This window comes from Novosphingobium sp. SG751A (assembly GCF_013149295.1).
Lineage (GTDB): Bacteria > Pseudomonadota > Alphaproteobacteria > Sphingomonadales > Sphingomonadaceae > Novosphingobium.
Window position 1 is genome coordinate 209598 of record NZ_JABGCB010000006.1, and the last position, 20423, is coordinate 230020.

Consider the following 20423-nt stretch of genomic DNA (forward strand, 5'->3'; position numbering starts at 1 on the left):
CGCCCGCCGCGCGCAATGGAGAAAGAGGGATGAAGGTTTCGCGTTTCATGGGGCTGGCCGCGGTGGCCATGGGGCTGGCAACGGCGGGCGCTGCGCAGGCGCAGGGCGCCGATCCGGCGGTGCGGGGCAAGCTGTTGTTTCTGCAATGCGGGGCGTGCCATGCGGTGGTGCCGGGTGCCCCGGCCAAGGTGGGGCCGAACCTGTCTGGCGTATTTGGGCGCAAGGCGGGCGCAGCGGCCGGTTTCAAATATTCGCCCGCGCTGGCCAAGGCCGGTCTGACCTGGGATGAGGGCAATCTGGACAAGTGGCTGGCCGCGCCTGCCAAGCTGGCGCCGGGCACGATCATGCTGTTCCCCGGTCTGCCCAAGCCGGAAGATCGCAAGGCGGTGATCGCTTATCTCAAGACGGTGAAGTGAGCGGGGAAGTGAGCGGCGCGCCGCTTTCCCGTCGCACCATGATCGCATCGGGCGCGGCGCTTGGGGTGGGGGCTGCGCTGCCCGCGCTGGCCGCGCCGGTGTCCGCTGTGTTCGAGATCGAGGCAGCGGGCGGGCGCAAGGTGTCCGTAACGCAATGGCGTCCGGCCCATCCGGTCGGCACGATCCTGTTCAGCCATGGCGCGGCTTCATCGCCGCGCTTTTACGAGGCCCTGATCGGCCCGATGGTCGCGGCGGGCTGGCATGTGCTGGCCCCGCTGCATGTGGACTCGCGCGAGCATCCCGATACGGCCAAATTCGCCGGATTGGCCAGTTGGAAGGCGCGGCTGGAGGATTTTGCGGCGCTGACCGCCCATATCGGCCATCGGCCCTATGTGGCGGTGGGTCATTCCTATGGCGGGCTGACAGCGCTGGTGCTGGGCGGGGCGCAAAGCGTGGCGCCGCAGGGCTGGTCAGGTCCGCAGAGCGACGGCAAGGCCAAGGCGGTCATCGCCTTTTCCCCGCCCGCCGCGATCCCTGTGCTGATCACGCGCGAGGGCTATGGCAAGCTCTCGGTGCCCGCGCTGGTGCAGACCGGGACGCTCGATCTGGTGCCGGGGATGACGGCGACGGATCGCGATGGCTGGAAAGTGCATCTCGACGCCTATGAGGCCGCCGCGCCGGGGGGGAATCGCTATGGTCTGGTCCTGTCGGACGTCAGCCATTATTTTGGCGGGCTGATCTGTGACTATGCGCAAAAGGGGCCGCCTGCGGTGCAGGGGCTGAAGGATGCGAACCGGATCGCGGGCCTGTTCCTTGGCGCCTATGGGCGGGGGGACAGCAAGGCATTGGCTGCGCTGGATCGCGCAGTCTCGCCCGATCTGCCGGTGCGTCTGATGAAAAAATAAGCGTCGCGGGCTTTTGGGCCCGCAACGCCGCATTTCAAAGCCGAAACCATCATGAGGATGCGAGAGCCTGAGGCCCTCGCATCCTTTCTTTTACTGCTCGGCAATTTCCTCAATCGCCTTGGCAAACCCCGCCTCGGTTTCCGCATCGCGCGCTTCCTGTGCGTCCTTGCGGGCAAGATAGAACAGGCGGCCAAGGAAATCCTGACGCCGCGCCTCGCGCTCTTCCAGCGCTTCCTGATCCAGCACCAGCGCCTCGATTCCCGCAGCAAGGTCGATCCCCTGCACTTTTGCCGCGCGTTCGGCGCTGTCCAGCCGGTCGCGCAGAGTCGAGATTTCGCTGGCCAGCACCATGATCATCGACATGGCGGTGTCCAGCCCGTCGGTGTCATAGAATTGCGGGCGCTTGCCCTTGGCGTCGCGGATGACGTGGGGGCGTTCGATGTGGGGCGGGGCGATCGTGTCGGTCATCATCAATCCTCTCAGGCGGCCAGAGCGGCCACGTCGGCCTTGCGGGCGATCAGCACTTCCCAGCCGCCGCCGGGGGCAAATTCGCCTGCGGTAAATTCGCGCTCGGCCACGTCCTCGGCGGCCTGCTGGCTGTAACCATCGGCTTGCGCTGCAAATTCCATCACGGCCATGGGCGCGGTGTCGAATTTCACGGCCGTGCGGTCAAACCCGACCTTTTCCGCCAGAGCGATCTGGTCCATGTCGCGCATCGCGCCCCAGAAGGGCTCGTTATTGTACCAGGTCTCGTTGTCGAGGATAAACTGGGTGAACGGGTCCATCAGGTCAAACGGCGGCAGATCGGCATGGATCATCAGCCCTCCCGGCGCCAGCACACGATGCGCTTCGGCAAAGACGCGGGGCATCGCCTTGCCGCTGGTTTCGTGCAGCAGGATATGGCTGACGACGAGATCGAAATAGCCGTCCTCGAAACTGGTTTCCTCCGCATTCATTGCGGCGAAATTGACCTCCAGCCCCATGCCTGCGGCGCGGGCATGGGCATAGCGCACGCAAGGCACGCCCACATCGATGCCCCAGATCTCGGCGTCGGGGAAATATTCCTTATAGGGTAGGGTCGAATGGCCCACCGTGCAGCCCATGTCGAGAATGCGGCGCGGTTTGAAATCCGGCGCGTTGCGGCGCAGATAGTTGCACACGCTGCGGCCCATGTCGTCATTGTCCGGCCCGGTATAGCCCATCGCATAGAGGAACACGCCGCGATCATAGAGTGCGCCCACCGAGACGTCATCCTTGGCCACTTCGCTGCAATAGCCGCCGGGCATGCAGTGGATGTCGAAGGCCGTGACATAGCGCGGCGGCACGAAGCCTTCGGGAATGCGCAGTTCCGCCTTGGTGCCGGCCGAAAGTTCGCGGGCGCGCTCGATCAGTTCGGGCAGTTGGCGGTCCACCGAGACATTGACCGATTCCCACAGCAATTCCTGCGCGATGCGGTTGGTGGCGGCGTAATGCTGGAAATAGGCGTCCTTGACCATGCCGTTGCGGATGTCGCGGCGGTTTTGCGGCTTGCGGTCATGCTCTTTTTCAAAGGCCTGCGAGACGCGCGTGTTGTAAACCGGCGTCAGGCCGGGGAGCAGGGTGCTCTGAACAAAGCCTTTGAGGCTCTTGGCAAATTCCTGCCGCGCGGCTTCATCGGCCGTCGCGGTGGGGAGCATCTTGTGGCTCGCTTGCTGAAACGTGTTGAGCATCTCGACTCCATCGGAAAAATGGGCACCGGGGGATTTTGATCTGGGACCAGAAATGGGTGGTTGCGGGCCGGATGGCAAGGCGGAGCGTCCTGCGCTATCCGTCTGGTGGACAGCGTCAGCCTGCCGCCGTGTGATGCAGACAGGAATACGGAAAACTGCGCCCAAGATTATCCCCCGCTTGGGCGTATCAGGAGTCGGATGAAGATGGATGAGATGAAGGTAAGTCGGCGCGGCGCGCTGGGCATCGCGGGGGCTGCGGCCGGCGCGGCGCTGGTTCCGGCGGCGGCCGAGGCGGCAGCGAAAAAGGCAGGCGCCAAGGGCAAGCCGGTGATCGATTTCGCGACCAAGATCGACTTCAAGGACCCCAAGTGGACCCGCGACACCTATGCCCGTCTGGATGCGGACGTGGCGCCGGGCAAGGAAAAATGCGGCTGGATCCGCGGCAAGATCTTTGGCGTGCGCGACAATGAGCCGGTGCGCCCGTTGATGAATGTCGAGGGCTTTTCGTTCGTCCGGATCAACCGTCAGGCCGATGGTTCATGGCGCCGGTTGTTGCGCGAGATCGTGTTTTATCGCGACATCAACACCAACGAAATCCTTAAAGAATGGGACAATCCCTATACCGGCGAGCGCGTCCGCGTGGTGCCCATCGCCAACGACCCGTTCAACTTCACCATCAGCGAATTCGTGCCCGAACCGCCCAGCTATGGCGGGTTGCAGACGGCAAAGCGCGAACCCAAGCCCTTCCTTCAGGATTGGCAGTGGGGGCCGGAAGGCACGATGATCCTGAACACCGGGATCGACATGATGTATCCCAACGCGCTCCAGCCCGACAAATGGCCGCGCGAAAGCTCGGGCTTCATGAACCGCGTGTCGGAACAGTTCATCTATGTGGTCAAGAAAGAGGATGTCGAAAATCCCTATCTGACCCACATCCCCCACACCGGGTCGTGGAGCCGGGTGACCCCCTGGCTGCCTTGGATGCTCATGGGGCAGGCGCCGGGCCATATGAATTATTTCACCCATTTCTCGACCATCCCCGATGGCATTGCCGGTCTGCCCAAGGATCTGGCGGCGGCTGCCCGCGCGATGGATGAAAAGTGGCTGCACGCGCCCGAAACGGATTACGGCCCGTCGCTCTCCAGCCTTGAAAACTACGCTCGCGAGCAGAAGCCCGCGCCCGTGCCCGCCGGTTGGGCCCCGCCCCAGCCGCCCGCGCCGCGCAATCCCTTTGCGGCCAAGTAAGGGGTGAACAAAAAAAGGGGGCGGGAAGGATCAACCTTCCCGCCCCCTTTTTGCATCTGCGGCTTATCAGAAACCCAGCGCGCCGGGGTTCATCACGCCCTTGGGGTCAAGCTGATCCTTCAATGCACGCACCAGCACCGAGGCCTGCGGCGTCAGACGCGATTGATAGGGATAGGCCCGGCCGATCTGGAAATGCCCCGCGCCATAATCCTGCATCAGCGCGACAATCGCTTCCTTCAGCTCATTGGCATAGGCCTTGGCCTCAGCGTTGGCCGGATAGTCCTTCAGCCCCGCGATCCAATCCTTGCCCAGTGTTTCGAGATGATAGGGCGTGCGCGCATCGGGCCAATAGAGCGCGATCTCATAGAGAAACCCGCTGGAATTGACCGGCGAGGCCATGGTTCCGGTCCAGATGCCCAACCGGTCCATATCCGCCTTGCGCGCGGCCAGCATCGCCTTGAACGCGCGGTGAAACGGCACGGTCTGTTCGTGGTTCAGCACGCCATGGATCGGCACCCAGCGCTCGCCATTAGGGCCAAGGATATTGCCCAGCGGCGCAAAAGGCATGGTGCGGACAAAGGCGGGGATGGTGTTGGCGATCTCGCGCCCGTCATCGCCTATGATGCGGCGCAGATGACCCGCCCGGTGCGCAGCATCGGCCGCGTCAAAGCCCTCGACGATGAAATGGCACATATACTGGCCCGAACGCATCGGGTCTTCGCCCGCCAGCGCCATTTTCAGCACTTGCGCCAAGCCCTTGATCTTGTTGGGGGCCTTGCTGAACACGCTCCACGCGATCTGCATCCGCGCGCCCACGCTTTGCTGTCGTCCGATCTGGCCCTGCGAAAGGGCAAGGTCGATCATGAAATGGCTGTCGTCGATCCGGGCGATCTGGGCGCGGCGCACGGCGGTGTGATAGGCCTCGAAGCTGTCAAAGGCGAAAGACAGCGCCTCGGCATGGGGCAGGGCGGCGATCAGCGGCAGGCGGATGCGCGCCTTTACCCCCAACGTGCCGCAATCGCCGGTGAACAGGCCGGTGATGTCCGGGCCATAAAAGCGCATCGATTCGGCCGCATTGGTGGTCAGCAATTCGCCATTGGCCAGCACCACGTCAAGCCCCAGCACGCTTTGCGCCGAAATGCCATGGGCGGCGGTGCCGTGGCTGACGCTGTTCTGGCTGACCGAGCCGCCCACGGTGGCCGCGATGCCCGAAAACGGCCCCCAGAAGGGCGTGCGCAAGCCCCGAGCGTCCAAAGCGGCCTTGAGCGCGGCCCAGGTCACGCCCGCTTCGACGGTGACGATGGCGTTGCGCTCGTCAATCTCCATCGCGGTCAGAGCGCCCGTGTCGATCAACACATGGCCGCCCGCCGGAAACAGATAGCCGTCGGTATAGGAGGCCCCGCCCCCGCGCGGCACAATCGCCACGCCCGCCTCGGCGCAAAGGCGCACGGCGGTTTGCAGCGCCGCCACGCTGTCCGGGCGCAGGATGCACAAAGGCGCGCCGCCGGTGCGGTAAACATCGTTGGCCACATAGGCGAGGCGGTCGGCATCATCCACCACCGCCCCCGCGCCTAAAGCCTCAACCAGCCGCGCCATCAGCGTGTCATCCTGCATTGTTGCGCTCATCGGTTCGGGCCTTTCATCTGTGGGGGCATATTCAGCCTCTATCGCTGGCGCAAGCAAGGGGGGCGGGCGAGGCATGGGGGTGATTTATCCGGCCTGCGGGCAAATCGGGCGACGGGCAGCGGGCCGGGCGGGATCGCATGCATCCTCCGATCAAAGCCGCAGATCATACGCGGCGGGAGAAAGAGTCGCCCATGGGAGTATCTGCCATAACCGGCTGGAACCGTATCGCCCGCGCCCTGCATTGGGGCACGGCGCTGGCCGTGCTGGTCGAGGTTCCGGCCGGTTTCATCATGAGCTGGACCTATGCCGCCCGCGATTCCGCAGGCAAGGCCAGCCATATCCTGTCCAGCCAGATCCACCATACGCTGGGCATGCTGCTGCTGATCGCGGTGGTGTTTCGCATCATCTGGCGCCTGTCTCATGACCGCCCGCCGCCGCCCGCCACATCCAGTCGCTTCGAGGTGGTGTTGGCCGCCGCGGTGCAGGGGATGCTCTATCTGCTGCTGCTGGTGCTGCCGCTTTCGGGTTGGGCGGCGCTTTCCTCGATGGCGGCGGGGGCGGGCTATCCGGCGCCCGAAATGTGGTTCTTTGGCACGGATGGCTTTGGCCCGCATGGGTTCATCCCGCATATCGTGCCGCCCGTGGCGTGGAATGCGCCGGTACTGTTCAAATATGGCTTCTTTGCGCGCATCCATGTCTGGGGCCTGTGGCTGGGCGGTGCCTTGCTGGCGCTGCATATCGCGGGCGCGCTGAAACAGCATTTCATCGCGCGCAGCGATGTCCTGATCCGCATGTGGAAGGGCGGGCAATGAGCGAGATCATCACCCTGATCCCGCAACCGGCCACGGCCGAGGCGCTGGCCCCGTTTGGCGCGATCATCGGCGCGGCCAGCGGGGCCAAGAGCGTGGCGGTCGATTTCTATAAAGGCGCGGTGCGGATGAGCTATCCCGCTCCGTTTGAATGCGACCATCCGGTCGAGATCACACTGGCCAGCATGGACCCGCGCCCCGGTGAAGTGCGTTATATGGAGCGTCATGCCCAGCATACCCAGGCTTTTATCCCGCTGGGCGGCAAGCCTTTCGTGGCGGTGATGGCACCGCCCTGCGAAGGCGACCTGCCCGACCTTGCCGCCGTCCGTGCCTTCCATTTCGATGGCAGTGCCGGCTTTGCCATGCATCGCGGCACATGGCACGAATTTCCCTTCGCCTTGCTGCCCGATACGCAGATCGTCGTCTTGCTTTCCAGCCAGACGGGGTATGATCTCAAAGCCAAGGATGAGGTGACCGAGGAGGCCCATGGGCCCGACCTCGACAAGAAAGACATTCGCGCCCGCACCGGGCGCCTGTTTCGATTCAGTTTGGAGCAAGATCTTGGTTGAACGCAAAAATCTGAACCGGACGGCCCGTTCCAAAGGCAGCCAGCCCGTGGTGCTGGAAAGCGCGACTCAGGATGCGCTGGCGGGCATGGTGCTGGCGCTGCTGGGCGAAGTGATGGTGTTGAAGGACCGGCTGGACGCCAATGAGCGGCTGCTCAAAGCCGCAGGGCTGCATGGGCCGGAGGATATTGACGCCTATCACCCCGATGCCGAGGCGCGCGCCTGTCGCGGCGCCTATAAGCAGAAGGCCTATGAGCGCGTGCTGGGCGTGGCCCGTGACCGGCTGCTGCCCGAGGCGCTGGCCGATCAGAACGCCTATGAAAACGAACTGGCGCGTGTCGCCGCTGACGCTAACTGAGGAGGTTCCCCCCATGGCCACTCTTGCTGAATCCGCTCGCCCCAATTCCACCCATTACGGCCATGCCGTGATGCCCCAGGCCACGCATGACGAACAGGCGCTGGAGGACCATTTCCTCGCCATGCGCATGTGGACCAACCAGAAGATGGACCCGCTCGACCGGCGCCTGCTGGACGAGGTGATCGTGCCGGAAGTGACCGCGAAAACGGGCAAGGCCCCCACCCGCAGCACCGAAGTGCGCAATGCGCTGGAAAACCATCCGCTGCACCAATATTGGCTGACGCTCTCGCTGTTCTATCAGGACCGCATCTGGCAGGCGCTGGATGGCGCGATTGACCGGCAATATGATGAACTGGCGGGCAAGGTGGCCGAGCAGAGCGCCGCGCCCAAGGGTTCGTTGCGGCTGAATCCGGATCTGGTCATGCCGCGCTATATCAGCTCGATCGACCATCACCGCATGGCGGGCGGCTATATCACCGATACGTCGGATGCCGATTTCCGTGCGGGCGCTCTGTATGACCGTTTCGCCTCGACCTATCTGCGCAATCTGAACGGCGGGTGGAAGAATGACGGGCGCGGCCATACGCTGGCCAGCCACGTTCAGGGTTTCTTCCCCGATTTCAAGCCCAAGCGGATCCTCGATCTGGGCTGCGCGGTGGGCCATTCGACCGTCGCCATCGCGCAGGCTTTTCCCGATGCCGAGGTCTATGCGCTGGACGTGGGCGCGCCGATGCTGCGCTATGGTCATGCGCGCGCTGAAAGCATGGGCGTTGCCATCCACTTCAGCCAGCAGGACGCCGAACACACTGATTTCGAGGACGGCAGCTTCGATCTGGTCTGCTCTTCGGCCACGCTGCATGAAACTTCGGCCAAGGGGATGCGCCAGATCTTTAAGGAAAGCCACCGTCTGCTGCGTTCGGGCGGGATCATGTGCCATGTCGATGTGCCCCCGCGCCACGAACATCTGAGCCTGTGGGACCAGATGCGCTGCGATTTTGAATCGCATTACAATAACGAACCCTTCATGACCTCGCTGGCCCGCACGGATTGGATGAAGGTGGCTACCGATGCCGGTTTCGCGGCGGACAAGGTGGCCGTCGGCTATCGCAAGGGCAGCTATTTCCTCAACCCGAACACCGAGGATTTCTTTACCGAGGGCCATCCGGAAGGCCGCACCCTGATGGGCAGCTGGTATGCCTGCGCGGCGGTGAAGGACTGATCCTGTCCGCCAGTCGGCTAGAGTTTCGAGCGCAAGACCGGCCGCCATTTTGCCCTGCATGATCCGGGCATGATGGCGGCCGTTTTGGTGGGTAAGGGGTCTGGAATGCGTAAAGCGATTGTTGGGATGTTGCTCGCTGTGGCGGGGGCGGTGTCGGGGCCGGTCAAGGCGCAGGATGGGGTGGCCGTCGTGGCCGCCAAGGCCCCGCCCGCGCCCGATTACGCCATTCGCGCCAATTGGTCGGTGTTTGCCTCCAAGGGCTGGGCCTCGCCTCTGCCTGCGGGTGCGGCCAAACCGGCCCGTGCGCCAAAGGTTGCGGTCTTTTTCCTGCACCCCACCACGCTGCGCAGCGAGACGGGAGAGCTGAACCAGAACCCCGCCGACGCCAAGGCCAGCCAGTGGACCGATGAAAGCAGCATCGCCCGGCAGGCCGGCGTCTTTGCCGCCTGTTGCGATGTCTATGCCCCGCGCTATCGCGCCGCCACCTATAACAGTTTCGCCAACGGCCCGGTGCGTGAGGCGGCCTTTGCGCTGGCCTATGGCGATGTCGAACGCGCCTTTGATGTGTTCCTCAAACAGATCGGCGACCGGCCCTTTATCATCGCGGGCCATTCGCAGGGGGCCTTCCATTCAGCCACCTTGCTGGAGCGGCGGATCGACGGCGCGGCGCTGCAAAAGCGGATGGTGGCTGCCTATATCATCGGCATCAATCTGGCGAAGGGCGATTTCGGCAAGCGGTTCAAGAGCGTAACCCCCTGCGCCACGCCCGATCAGACCGGGTGCGTGGTGCAATGGAACGCCTATCTTGATGGCGTGGCCGATGTGGCGAAAATGGCGGGCTATTCGCAATCGACCTATGTGCAGAAATTTGGCGATGATGCGGGCAAGGTCACGCTTTGCGTCAATCCATTGACCTTTGACGCAAAGCTGAACGAGGCGCCGTCGGCCGCCGCCAAGGGCGCGGTGCCGGGCAGCCCCGGTTTCGGCCCGATGCAGCCGCTGAAAGCGGGAGCGGTTTCGGCGCGTTGCGATTCCGGTCTGTTGCTGGTCCGCCCCGACAAGGCGCTGGGGCTGGAGCCTTTGGCGGGCGGGGCGATGCATTATCATGATCTGGGCCTGTTCTGGGCCGATACCAGCGCCAATGCCGTGCTGCGCGCCCGCGCCTATCTGGCGGGTGGCAAGTGAAGTTCTGGCGCTGGGCGGGGGCCGCGTTGATCGCGGCGGCCTTGGGGGTCGGGGCCTATGTGGGCTCGGCGTGGGCCGGGTGGCTGCGCCCGGATGAGGGCGAAATGCGCGCACGCTATGCCACACCCGCTTCGCGCTTCATCACGGTGGACGGACAGGCGCTGCATGTGGTGGATGAAGGCCCCCATAGCGCCGATGCGCCGGTCGTCATGCTGGTGCATGGTTCCTTTGCCTCGGTGCATATGTGGGATGGCTGGGCGGCGGGTTTGAAGGATCGCTATCGCGTGATCCGTTTCGACCGCCCCGGCATGGGCCTTTCCGGGCCGCAGCCGCAGGGATTGTATAATGGCGATGCCGAGGCGGCGCTGATCACGGCGCTGGCGCGGCAAATGGATCTGCCGCCTTTCGTGCTGGTGGGCACCAGCAGCGCGGGCGAGGGCGTGGCCCATTATGCTGCGCAGCATCCCGAAGCGCTGCGCGGTCTGGTGTTGGCCAATATTGCCGCCGGCCCGTTGAAACCGGCCCCGCATTTCACGCCATGGTTCAAGGCGGTGCTGGCCTTTGACGGTCTGCTGGGCGGGCATCATATACCGGCGATGTGGGACGGGATCTTGCGGATGAATTATGCCGATCCGGCCCGCGTCTCGCCTGAACTGGCGCGTGAATGGGCCGAACTGAACAATCGCGCGCAGGGCTGGCCGCGCCATTTCGGCAAGGCTCCGCCCTTTTCAGGCACGCCCGCAGATCTGGCGGCCATTACCACGCCCACGCTGGTGCTGTGGTCGGATCGCGATCCCGAAGTGCCGCTGGCCAAAGACGGGCGGCAAACGCTGGAAAGGCTGGGTGCAAAGGACAAGGCGATGGCCGTCGTTAAGGATTGCGGCCATATGATGCCGCTGGAATGCCCGCAAGCGTCATTGGCGTCCGTGCAGGCCTTTTTGGGCCGGATTTCCCGCTAAATTGCCCCGTCAACTACGGATTCCTGCGAATTTCACGCTGGGCGCGCGTTGCCTAGCACGCTTTTGTGACCGTTTGGTCGGGCCTCTGCATCCGACAGGCGAATAGGCCGTATTTCCTGCGCCACGCGGGGCGGGGGCAAGGCACTCTCTCTTCAGCCGAAAGGGATAAGCGGAATCGGCCAGATAGGGGAGTTCAAGTAAAGCGGCCTACTTTGGGGCCGGGGTGTTTTACGCGATGCGTAATTCGCCGCATTCCCTGCTGGATGGATCGCGCCAATTGGCGCCGCGTGAACAACAGGCGGATAGAATTTCATAATAACAGATAGCAGCGGGAACTAGAACAAATTCTGGATCGGCCCAATTCAACTGAAATGTGCCGACATAACAATTATCCAGTGAGGGAAAAATGGAAACTCGCTTTTTGAAAGCCTCTGTGGCGACAACGACCTCCGCTCTTGCGATTTTCGTGGCACTTGGGGTTGCCACGCCCGCGCTGGCCGCTGAACCGGCCGCCGCCGCGCCCGTCGAGGATGCCGGCACCATCACCGTCACCGCGCGCAAACGCAGCGAAGACATTCTCAAGGTTCCCGTGACGGTTACCGCGCTGACGGCTGAAACGCTGGCGCAAAAGGGCGTCATTTCGATGACCGGCCTGGCGCAGTCCACCCCGGGGATCAACATCAACGACAATTCCTCGGGCCACGCCGACCGCTCGTTCCAGCAGATCGTGATCCGCGGCTTCACGCCCTCGACCACGCTGGCCACCACCACCTCGATGTTCATCGACGGCGTGGCGGTTGCCTCGCCCTCGGCGATCATGTCGATTTCCGATCCCAAGCAGGTCGAAGTCGTAAAGGGGCCGCAGAGCGCCTATTACGGACGCAACACCTTCGCCGGCGCGATCAACATCAGCACCAAGGACCCGACCTCGGAATGGCACGGCAGCCTGCTGGGCATGGTGGGCACGCGTGACAACTATCGCCTGCAAGGCTCCATTGAAGGTCCGATCTTTGGTGACGTCCTGACCTTCCGCATCACCGGCGACCGCTGGGCCAAGAGCGGCTCGTGGGCCAATAACGCCGCCGGTGGCGGTACGTTGGGCGACCAGAAGAGCACGATCGGCACCGCCACGCTGCTGTTCAAGCCTGCCCCCAACTTCACCCTCAAGCTGTTCGGCCTGATGAGCGAAGACCGCGACGGCGCCCCGGCGCAGGCCCGTCTCTATGCCTATGACATCAAGTCGAGCTCCGGCGCCATCATCGCGCCCAGCCAGTCGAACTGTTCGTTTCAGGGCAACAGCCGCGGCGTCGCCGGTCAGGGCAGCGCCGTCACCAACGCTTATCTTTGCGGCGTTACGCCCAAGCTGGCCTATCCGGTATCGGCCAACGTGACCAACAATGATGCACTGCGCTCGTGGCTGTCCAGCCCGACCAACCGCATCGTGGATCCCAGTGAAGGCGTCGACGGCTATGGCCTGCGCCGTATCAGCCACCATGCCCATGCCAATGCCGAATGGGTCATCAACCCCAATATCACGGCAACGGTTCTGGCCGGTTACAACCGCGAAGTTTGGTCCACGGTGATCGACCTTGACGGTCTCGACACCAGCAGCATCACCTATGCCGCCAACCCCAAGGGCTATTGGGACTATCCCTACCTGATCGAACGCAAGACCAATGACTGGTCGATGGAAGGCCGTTTGAACTACAAGTTCGGCCGACTGCGCGGTGTGGTGGGAGCTTCCTACCTCAAGGCGCAACAGCTTCAGGGCGGCGGCGGCGGTTTTGCCGCGCTCAGCCCGGCCGTGCTGCTGCCGGGCGGCAAGGCGGAAAGCCGCACCACGGGTCTGTTCTTTGGTGCGACCTATGACTTTACCGACAAGCTTTCGGCCAGCGTCGAAGGGCGTTATCAGATCGACTGGCTCGGCGCTTTTGCCCGCCCCTCGGGGCAAACCATCCAGGCCGGTTATCTGCCCGCCGGCACCTATACCGGCGGTAGCCTGCTCGCATCGGCCAAGTACAACAACTTCACCCCGCGCGCGATTGTGAACTATCAGTTCACGCCCAGCTTCATGGCCTATGCCTCGTGGGCCAAGGGCGTGAACCCGGCGCAGTTCAACACCGCTATTCTGGCCACCAGTTCGGCCATTCAGAATGCCGCGATCGCCGCCGGCGGCGCGCTGTCGATCAAGCCGGAAAAGGTCACCAACTACGAACTGGGCGTGAAGGGCAAGCTGCTGGACGGCCGTTTGCGCTATACCGCTGCGGCCTATTATGCCCAGTGGCGCGATCAGATCAACGCGATCTCGATCATCGTGGCCGACCCCACCTCGGCCACAGGCACCAGCTTCCAGAACGTGTCTGCCAACACCGGCAATGTCGACCTTTATGGTGTTGAGGGCGACTTCTCGCTCAAGGTCAATGATCTCATCACGCTGGACGGCGCCGGTGCGATCAATGCCTCGGACATCAAGCAGTATCGCAGCACCACGGTCAGCCAGTTGACGGGTATGTTCGATTTCTCCGGCAAGGAGATGAAGAACACCTCGAAATACTCGGCCAATCTGGGCATCCTGCTGCATGGCGATCTGGCTTCGGTGAGCGACGGCAAGTGGTTTGCCCGGTTCGACTGGAACTTCAAGTCGGGCATGTGGTCGAATGAGGCCAACATCCTGCGCACGCCCGATCGCCACATCTTCAACCTGCGCGGCGGGGTGTCGAAGGGCAATGTCTCGGTTGAGGCTTTCGTGAACAATCTGTTCAATAACCACACCTACACCTCGATTGGCGACAATTATGCCATCGACAACACGCTGGCGCGTTTTGGCTTCTACTCGGCGGCTGTGGTGGGTCTGCCAGAACTGCGGACCTTCGGTCTGCAGCTCAAGGTCAAGATGTAATGGCCCGACGGGGCGGCGGCGCGATCCGCCGCCCCGGGCAGGCAAATGGTTTCAGGCTGGCTCTGCGCATGCGGGGCCAGCCTTTTTTGTCAAAGGAGAGCGGCATATGACAGCCTATATCTGGGCCACGGTAAAAAGCGGCGAGCCTGAACAATTCCTCGCCTATGCCCGCGCGGCGGCGCAGGTCGCGGCGGGCTTTGGCGGGGAATATCTGGTGCGCGGGCTGATCGAAGAAGTGTTTGAAGGCGAATGCGAGGATGCGAGCCGGGCGGTGCTGATCCGCTTTCCCGATGCCGAAGCGGCGCGCGCCTATATGAACAGCGAGGGTTACAAGGCCGCAAAGGCTCTGCGTGAAGGGGCGGGCGGATCGGTCAATTCGCGCCTTGTGGTGGCGTCATGACGGGCGCGTCGCGGCGAGCGGTGCTGGGCGGAGCCTTGGGGGCAGGGGGTCTGTTGCTGGCCGCGCCCGCGCTGGCGGCGGCGCGAGGGCTGGATCTGGCCGCGCCTGCTGATCGGCTCAAGGCTTTCGTGAAAATGCGCGGCAGTCTGGACGACCGGCTGATCGCAAGCTGGGTTTCAGCCCGCTATTACGGCATTACCGGGGATGAGATGCGGCCGCTGTTCAATGTGCGCTCGGCGGTCTTTGCCCGCTATCGTCCGGCCCCCGATGGCGGCTATGAGGCGGTCAATGCCGAAATCGCATGGTTCACCGACCCCGATACAGGCGCGGTGCTGACCCAATGGCGCAATCCCTATACGGGGCGCGATGTGAAGGTGCCGATGGGGGGCTATGCGCCGTCCAAGGTGTTCATCCGCCCTGATCTGGGCTTTGCGCTGGCCAAGCCGGTGCCGGGGCTGGAGATCGAGCATGAGGTGCTGCCCTTCGAGGTGCGGGGCGATGATCTGTATATCACCGAACGTTCGCGCACCGCGATGCGCTTTGCCCCCGGCGCCAAACCTTTCCGCTATTCGGAGAGCAACACGTTCCATGCCAGGCTCTCGGATGTATTGTCCGGCGCCCCCCATGTGCCCAGCGATGTGAGCTTCACCAATGTGTGCAGTTGGCGGCCATGGATGGAGATGGGCGATATTGCGGGCCATATGTCGGCCATCGGCATCGGCAAACAGGGCGCGGCGATGGAGAGCATCCCGGCGGAATGGCAGGCCGCGACCCGCCAGTTCCGCCCGGAAGTGTTGAAGGACCCGGCAGTGCTGCTTACGCCCCTTTGGAACGAAAAGTAATCAGACACCCAGCAGGGCGGCGGTCTCGTCGCCCTGTTTTGCCGCGCGCTGCATGGCGATGCGGCCCATGTTGAACAGGCCCGCCGCCACGATCACCGCAGGCCCCGCCACCAGCGCAATCGCCCAGCCCACCTTGGCCGGATCATGCAGCACCGCGCCATTGACGCCGGCCACCAGCAAGGGCCCGCTGGCCGCGCCCAGCAAGGTGTTGAGCACCAGTGTCAGCGCGATCGAGGTGCCCCGCATCCGCGCCGGGACAATGGCCTGCAAGGTGGCGAACATCAGCGTGCCGCAGACCGCATAGATGGCATTGCCCGTGGCCACGACAAAGGCCGCCGTCCGCGCATCACCCGCCAGCACCGCCAGCGTCGAGGGCAGCGCCAGCAGCGGCATGAAGGAGAGCAGGCGGAAACGCAGCATAGGCTTACCCGCCTTCATCGAGCGATCCAGCAGCCACCCGCCCACCAGCGGCCCCGTGGCCGAAAACAGCATCGAGAGCGGCCCCAGCCATGCCCCGACAAATTGCGGCGAAACGCCAAAGCCGCGCATCAGCATCGTGGGCTGCCACGCCGCCCCGCCATAGGCCGCGATAAAACACACGCCAAAGCCCAGATAGAGCGGCGCCAGCACCGCCCGGTTGCGCCAGAACCACGCTGCGCTCTCGCCCATGCCGGGATGCGCGGCCAAAGGCGAGAGGCCCCGCCGCACCGGTTCGCGCGTGGTCATCATGCCCAGCACGACAACGAGGCCCAGCGAGCCGGAAATGACGAAAACCGTCCGCCATGGGGCCAGCCCGGCCAGCACGGGCCAATGGACAAAGGCGCCCTTGGCCGCCGCGCTCAGCACGATGCCGGTGAACGCAATGCCCAGCCCTTGGGCCAAGGACTGGCCCATCATATAGATGCTGATCGGGCGGCCGCGTTTGTCGGGTGCAAACAGGTCGGAAATCAGCGAGATCGCGCAAGGCCCCAGCGCCGCCTCGCCAAGGCCCACCAGCAGGCGGGCGGCGAACAATTGCCCGAAACCCGCCGCCAGCCCGCTGCCGATCGTGGCCAGCGACCATAGCGCGATGCCCCCGGTCAACAGGTTGCGGCGCGACACGCGGTCGGACGCCAACCCCATCGGCATGCCCATAAAGGCATAGAACAGGCCGAAGGCCAGCCCCTGCAGCAATCCGATCGCGCCATCGCCAATGCCCAGATCATGGCGCACCGGATCGACCACCATGTTCAGGATCGCCCGGTCGATGACCGAACAGATCCCGGCAAGGAACAGCAGCGCGACCATCCACCATGCGGTGGACGCGCGGGGCCAGCTTTCGGCCGGGGCCCGCATCAGAGCAGACCGCAGGCGCGGGCGCGCGTCTTGATGTAATCGCCCAGCCAGTCGAGATTGCGGAAGCGCAAAGTGCCGCGCCCGACCGCCGTGCTGGAATGGGCCATGCCCGCCACCAGACGCAGCGCCTTGCCCATCAGGAACAGCTCTTTGTTGGCGATTTCCTCGGCGGTGAAGGGGCGGACCGACTGATAGCCGTCCTCAAAGGCCGTGCCATAGCTTTCGGAAAAACCGTAGAACAGATTGCCCCAGACGAAGTTCTGAACGTCCTGCATCAGAAAATCCTCACCCGCCGCGTCGAAATCGAGCAGGGTGATCGTGCCGGCATCATCGACATGGACGTTGGAGGGGTGGAAATCGCGATGGCACACGCCCAGCGGAACGCCCGCGGCGGCCAGTTCATCAAGGCGCTTGTCCATATTGGCGGCGATGATCGGATAATCGCGCAGATCGTCCGGGCGATCATACACAAAGTCGATCAGCGCAGGCATGCAGATGTTGTAATCCTTGGCCGTGTCGGTTGTGAACTTGTGGTCCTTGCCCGCCCATTCAAAGCCCTGAAGGTGCAGATTGGCAAAGGCAGCCCCGATGCGGAACGAGGTTTCCTCGCTCAGCATATCGCCGAATTTGCGGCCCGGCGCCCAGTCATACATGGCAATTGCGCGCGCGCCTTCCGGGGTCGCGGCCTTCCAGTACAGCGTGCCGTCATGCTGGGGCACGGCGACGCTGGCGGGGAAGGCCTTATCCTTGAGGAAGGCGAGGAAATCGAGCTCATAGGCGACATCATCGACATCGCGATAGGTCTTGCGCCAGACGCGCAGGGCATATTTCGTCTGCTCGTCCTGAACCAGATAGACATCGTTCATGCCGCGATAAAGCAGCCACACATCGAGCTTGCCCACCACCGGATAGCGCGCTTTGACCTCGCGCGCGATGAAATCGGGATGCAGCACCGAATGCGAAATGTCGGCAATCGGCAGGCCGGATTCAACCAAGGAAGATACGTAATTCACGGGCAAGCACCTCTGGAGCAATGTCGAAAATATCGCGATCCAATTGGGGCAGATCGCGGATGGTGATGTCCGGTATCAAGGCCGCCGCCGCCAGCGCAGGCTCACGCAGGGCTTCATGCGGTTGCAGTAAAAGTACCGGACAGGTGATCTGGCCAAGGCGGGCATAGTCATAGGACCATACGCCGCGATAAGCCCATGTGAAGCGGTCAAGGATGAAAGCCTTGTCCGCAAAATGACGGATCGCGCGCGACAATGGCTGGGCCGGATTGCGCGCCTTGACCACATAGGCCCACAGGCGCGAGATCAGGTCGAGGATGACCGCGCCATCCTCGTCGGGCACGGGAAATTCCTCGGCCTCGCGCAATTTGGCGGCGCGGATCTCGGCGGGATACATGGGAATGCCGGTCAGCCCCATCCGCCGCACCTGATCGGGCAGCGCCAGCGCCAATTCCACCGCCAGCAGCGAGCCGGTGTGATAGCCGTAAAGGTTAATCGGCCCATCCACCCCCAGCGCTGCCAGACCATCGGCAAAGGCAGCCGCATAACCGGCCATGCCGGGAGGGGCGGGCGGCGCATCGCTCATGCCATGGCCGGGCGTGTCAAAGGCGATCACGCGGCGGTCCTGCGCCATGGCGGCGATCAGCGGCTCATATTCCCAGCCCGAGGACGGGTTTTGATGCAGCATCACCAGCGGCGGATGCGCGCCATCAACGCCCGCCTGCCGGTAATGCAGTTGGCCATAGCGACAGGTGGTATAGGCGCGCGACAGGGTCATGATCGGATCGGGGGTGTCCGTACAGTTATCGTCTCAGCATGATCCCGCGCGGATTGTGCAACAGGGTGTCACAGCGGACTCTCCGCAGGGCGGAGATTTGGGCTATCGGCGCGTGGCATTGCGGACGGGCGCGCCATCCTGATGGCTTGCCGCAACAGGAGAATGGCACATGGAGAACCCGCTGGGTTTGGCATTGGTGGGATGCGGGCGGATTTCGGGCGCGCATCTGGGCGCGGTCGGGCAACTGGCGGATCGGGTCCGTCTGGTCGCCGCCGTGGACCGCGATCCGGCCGCTGCGCAGGCCGCGGCCCGCCCCTTTGGCGCTGTGGCGACCGATGATCTGGCGCAGGTGCTGGCCATGCCCGAGGTTGAGGCGGTGATGATCGCCAGCCCCAATGACCTGCATGCCGAACAGGCGATGGCGGCCATTGCGGCGGGTAAGCATGTGCTGGTGGAAAAGCCATTGGCGCCCACCGGCAAGGAGGCCCTTGCTCTGGCACAGGCCGCAGCGGACAAGGGCGTGGTGCTGGCCGCCGGGCATACCTATCGTCAGGGCCCGGCATTCCACTATCTGCTCGATCACTGGCAGGATTTCGGCAAGCTGATGGCGGTGGAGGTCACTTCCTGCGTGCGCTGGAACGGTCCGCAGGCGCCGTGGTGGGCCACACGCAAGCCCGAGGAAGGGCTGATTCTCTCGCTCTTTGCGCCCCATTCGCTCGATTTCGTGCAGATGTGCATGGGGGCGGACGATCCTATCCGGGTCCATGCCGAAGCCGCCCGCCGGCAGACCGGGTGGCAGGGCGAGGATCAGGCGATGATCCTGCTGGCCTATCCGGGGCGGCGCATGGCCACCGTGCACATCAGCTATAACCAGCCCAGCATTATCGACCGCAAGGTTTTGCATTTCAGCAAGGGCGCGGTCGAAATCGAGGATGGCGAATTCCTGCGCTTCAACCGCGAATTGCTGGTGGAGCCCGCGCCCGGCGTGGTGCGCGATGCGCGGGTGATGGGCGGGCGCGATCTGGGCCATTATTTCCGCATCCAGATGGAGGAATTCATCGCCGCCGCGCGAGGGCTGCCCAATCGCAGCGTGAACGGATTTGACGCGGCGCGCACCATTGCGCTGATCGACCGCATTCTGGCCGAGGCGCGGCGTAATGCGGCCGATGCCATCGATCCGCCGCCCCCGCCCGAACTCGCGCTGGACATTACAGCCCAAGTGCAGGCCGATGCCTTCAGCAATCGCAGGGAGGCCTGAGATGCGCGATGTTCTGTCTCGATGGAAGCGCGGCGCGGCCACGATGGCGATGGGCGCGGCGGTGATGGGCGCGGCCCCGGCCAAGCCTGAACTGGGGCCGGACGGCACGCCGATCATCCGTGCCGCGCCCGCGCCTGCCTTTCCTTCGCTGCGCCCCGGATCGGCCTTTGCCGATGGGGCCGATCTGCCCGAAATGGTCGTGGTGCCCGCCGGGCGCTTCATGATGGGCACCACGCCCAAGGACAATCGCTCGGTGGGCGTTTGGCCAATGTTCGATGCGATGGAGGGGCCGGTGCATCCCGTGACCATCGCGCGGCCCTTTGCCGTGGGGCGCTATGCCGTCACGTTCGACCAATGGGATGCCTGCGTGGCCGATGGCGGCTGCGGCACCTATCGCCCGGCGGATGAGGGCTGGGGGCGCGGGCGGCGGCCGGTCATCAATGTGAATTACGACGATGCGCAGGCCTATGTCGCCTGGATCCGTCGGAAAACGGGGCAGTCCTATCGTCTGTTGTCCGAGGCGGAATGGGAATATGCCGCGCGCGCGGGCACGGTCACGCCCTTCTATTTCGGCACGCGCATCACCCATGATGACGCCAATTACGGCAATTTCTATGATCGAACGACGCCGGTGGGGGCCTATCCGCCCAACCGGTTTGGCCTGTATGATATGGCGGGCAACACCGCGCAATGGGTGGCCGATTGCCATCACCCCGATTTCAAGGGCGCGCCCGGCGATGGTTCGGCATGGATCGCGGGCGGTGATTGCACCAAGCGCAATGTGCGCGGCGGCGGGTGGAGCCTGCTCGACTGGACCTTGCATGTGGCCCAGCGCATCGGTGATCCGCCGCAACAGCGCAATAACCATCTGGGCTTTCGCGTGGCGCGCGATTTGCCGTGATGA

Annotated in this window: 20 protein-coding genes; 14 read left to right on the plus strand and 6 right to left on the minus strand. The window is 63.9% G+C overall.

Annotated elements, in window-relative coordinates:
- Window positions 1-29: 29 nt before the first annotated feature.
- On the plus strand, window positions 30-416 hold the full coding sequence (locus tag FHW96_RS10125; RefSeq protein WP_172340441.1) for a cytochrome c family protein: 387 nt from the start codon (window positions 30-32) through the stop codon (window positions 414-416).
- Window positions 413-1321: an alpha/beta hydrolase family protein gene (locus FHW96_RS10130; protein ID WP_371815684.1), complete on the plus strand. Its 909-nt coding sequence runs from the start codon at window positions 413-415 to the stop codon at window positions 1319-1321. Before FHW96_RS10125 ends, FHW96_RS10130 begins: the two co-directional genes overlap by 4 nt.
- A 90-nt stretch (window positions 1322-1411) precedes the next feature.
- On the opposite strand, the gene FHW96_RS10135 is transcribed toward FHW96_RS10130, so the two are convergent.
- Both FHW96_RS10135 and FHW96_RS10140 read right to left on the minus strand, forming a co-directional pair.
- Window positions 1412-1792: a hypothetical protein gene (locus tag FHW96_RS10135; protein WP_172340442.1), complete on the minus strand. Its 381-nt coding sequence runs from the start codon at window positions 1790-1792 to the stop codon at window positions 1412-1414.
- Between the two features lie 8 nt (window positions 1793-1800).
- Window positions 1801-3030: a class I SAM-dependent methyltransferase gene (locus FHW96_RS10140; RefSeq protein WP_172340443.1), complete on the minus strand. Its 1230-nt coding sequence runs from the start codon at window positions 3028-3030 to the stop codon at window positions 1801-1803.
- Between the two features lie 204 nt (window positions 3031-3234).
- On the opposite strand from FHW96_RS10140, the gene FHW96_RS10145 reads away from it, so the two are divergent.
- Window positions 3235-4275, plus strand: a complete 1041-nt coding sequence (locus FHW96_RS10145; protein ID WP_172340444.1) for a DUF1838 family protein — start codon at window positions 3235-3237, stop codon at window positions 4273-4275.
- A gap of 66 nt (window positions 4276-4341) precedes the next feature.
- On the opposite strand, the gene FHW96_RS10150 is transcribed toward FHW96_RS10145, so the two are convergent.
- Window positions 4342-5901, minus strand: coding sequence for an FAD-binding oxidoreductase (locus FHW96_RS10150; RefSeq protein WP_172340445.1), 1560 nt, complete (start codon window positions 5899-5901; stop codon window positions 4342-4344).
- Between the two features lie 191 nt (window positions 5902-6092).
- On the opposite strand from FHW96_RS10150, the gene FHW96_RS10155 reads away from it, so the two are divergent.
- The 9 genes from FHW96_RS10155 (at window position 6093) to FHW96_RS10195 (ending at window position 15138) form a co-directional block, all read left to right on the plus strand.
- Window positions 6093-6713, plus strand: coding sequence for a cytochrome b (locus FHW96_RS10155; RefSeq protein WP_172340446.1), 621 nt, complete (start codon window positions 6093-6095; stop codon window positions 6711-6713).
- Complete coding sequence (locus FHW96_RS10160; protein WP_172340447.1) at window positions 6710-7279, plus strand: ureidoglycolate lyase; 570 nt, start codon at window positions 6710-6712, stop codon at window positions 7277-7279. The genes FHW96_RS10155 and FHW96_RS10160 overlap by 4 nt, the downstream gene beginning before the upstream one ends.
- Window positions 7272-7634 (plus strand): hypothetical protein, encoded by a 363-nt coding sequence (locus FHW96_RS10165; protein ID WP_172340448.1) that lies wholly within the window; start codon window positions 7272-7274, stop codon window positions 7632-7634. The genes FHW96_RS10160 and FHW96_RS10165 overlap by 8 nt, the downstream gene beginning before the upstream one ends.
- 13 nt (window positions 7635-7647) lie before the next feature.
- Entirely contained in the window at window positions 7648-8853 is a 1206-nt protein-coding gene (locus FHW96_RS10170) for a class I SAM-dependent methyltransferase (RefSeq protein ID WP_172340449.1), read from the plus strand.
- Between the two features lie 105 nt (window positions 8854-8958).
- Entirely contained in the window at window positions 8959-10038 is a 1080-nt protein-coding gene (locus tag FHW96_RS10175; RefSeq protein WP_172340450.1) for a DUF3089 domain-containing protein, read from the plus strand.
- Window positions 10035-10997, plus strand: a complete 963-nt coding sequence (locus FHW96_RS10180; protein WP_172340451.1) for an alpha/beta fold hydrolase — start codon at window positions 10035-10037, stop codon at window positions 10995-10997. Before FHW96_RS10175 ends, FHW96_RS10180 begins: the two co-directional genes overlap by 4 nt.
- A gap of 466 nt (window positions 10998-11463) precedes the next feature.
- The gene (locus FHW96_RS10185; protein ID WP_371815685.1) at window positions 11464-13896 is read left to right on the plus strand and encodes a TonB-dependent receptor; all 2433 of its coding nucleotides are present in this window, start codon (window positions 11464-11466) and stop codon (window positions 13894-13896) included.
- A gap of 106 nt (window positions 13897-14002) precedes the next feature.
- Window positions 14003-14296, plus strand: a complete 294-nt coding sequence (locus FHW96_RS10190; protein ID WP_172340453.1) for a DUF1330 domain-containing protein — start codon at window positions 14003-14005, stop codon at window positions 14294-14296.
- A complete protein-coding gene (locus FHW96_RS10195) occupies window positions 14293-15138 on the plus strand; it encodes a DUF1838 family protein (RefSeq protein WP_172340454.1) in 846 nt (281 codons plus the stop codon). The genes FHW96_RS10190 and FHW96_RS10195 overlap by 4 nt, the downstream gene beginning before the upstream one ends.
- Here FHW96_RS10195 and FHW96_RS10200 read toward each other — a convergent pair whose 3' ends face one another.
- From FHW96_RS10200 to FHW96_RS10210, 3 genes are read right to left on the minus strand one after another with little or no spacing between them, the layout of a single operon-like run.
- On the minus strand, window positions 15139-16473 hold the full coding sequence (locus FHW96_RS10200) for an MFS transporter (RefSeq protein WP_172340455.1): 1335 nt from the start codon (window positions 16471-16473) through the stop codon (window positions 15139-15141).
- Window positions 16473-17486 carry a phosphotransferase gene (locus FHW96_RS10205; RefSeq protein ID WP_172340456.1) on the minus strand — a complete coding sequence of 338 codons (1014 nt, stop codon included), beginning with the start codon at window positions 17484-17486 and terminating at the stop codon, window positions 16473-16475. The genes FHW96_RS10200 and FHW96_RS10205 overlap by 1 nt, the downstream gene beginning before the upstream one ends.
- Complete coding sequence (locus FHW96_RS10210; protein WP_172340457.1) at window positions 17461-18261, minus strand: alpha/beta fold hydrolase; 801 nt, start codon at window positions 18259-18261, stop codon at window positions 17461-17463. Before FHW96_RS10210 ends, FHW96_RS10205 begins: the two co-directional genes overlap by 26 nt.
- Window positions 18262-18430: 169 nt before the next feature.
- Between FHW96_RS10210 and FHW96_RS10215 the strand changes: the two genes are divergently transcribed.
- Complete coding sequence (locus FHW96_RS10215) at window positions 18431-19519, plus strand: Gfo/Idh/MocA family protein (protein ID WP_172340458.1); 1089 nt, start codon at window positions 18431-18433, stop codon at window positions 19517-19519.
- 1 nt (window position 19520) lies between these two features.
- A complete protein-coding gene (locus FHW96_RS10220) occupies window positions 19521-20420 on the plus strand; it encodes a formylglycine-generating enzyme family protein (RefSeq protein WP_216650851.1) in 900 nt (299 codons plus the stop codon).
- The last annotated feature ends 3 nt before the right edge of the window (window positions 20421-20423 follow it).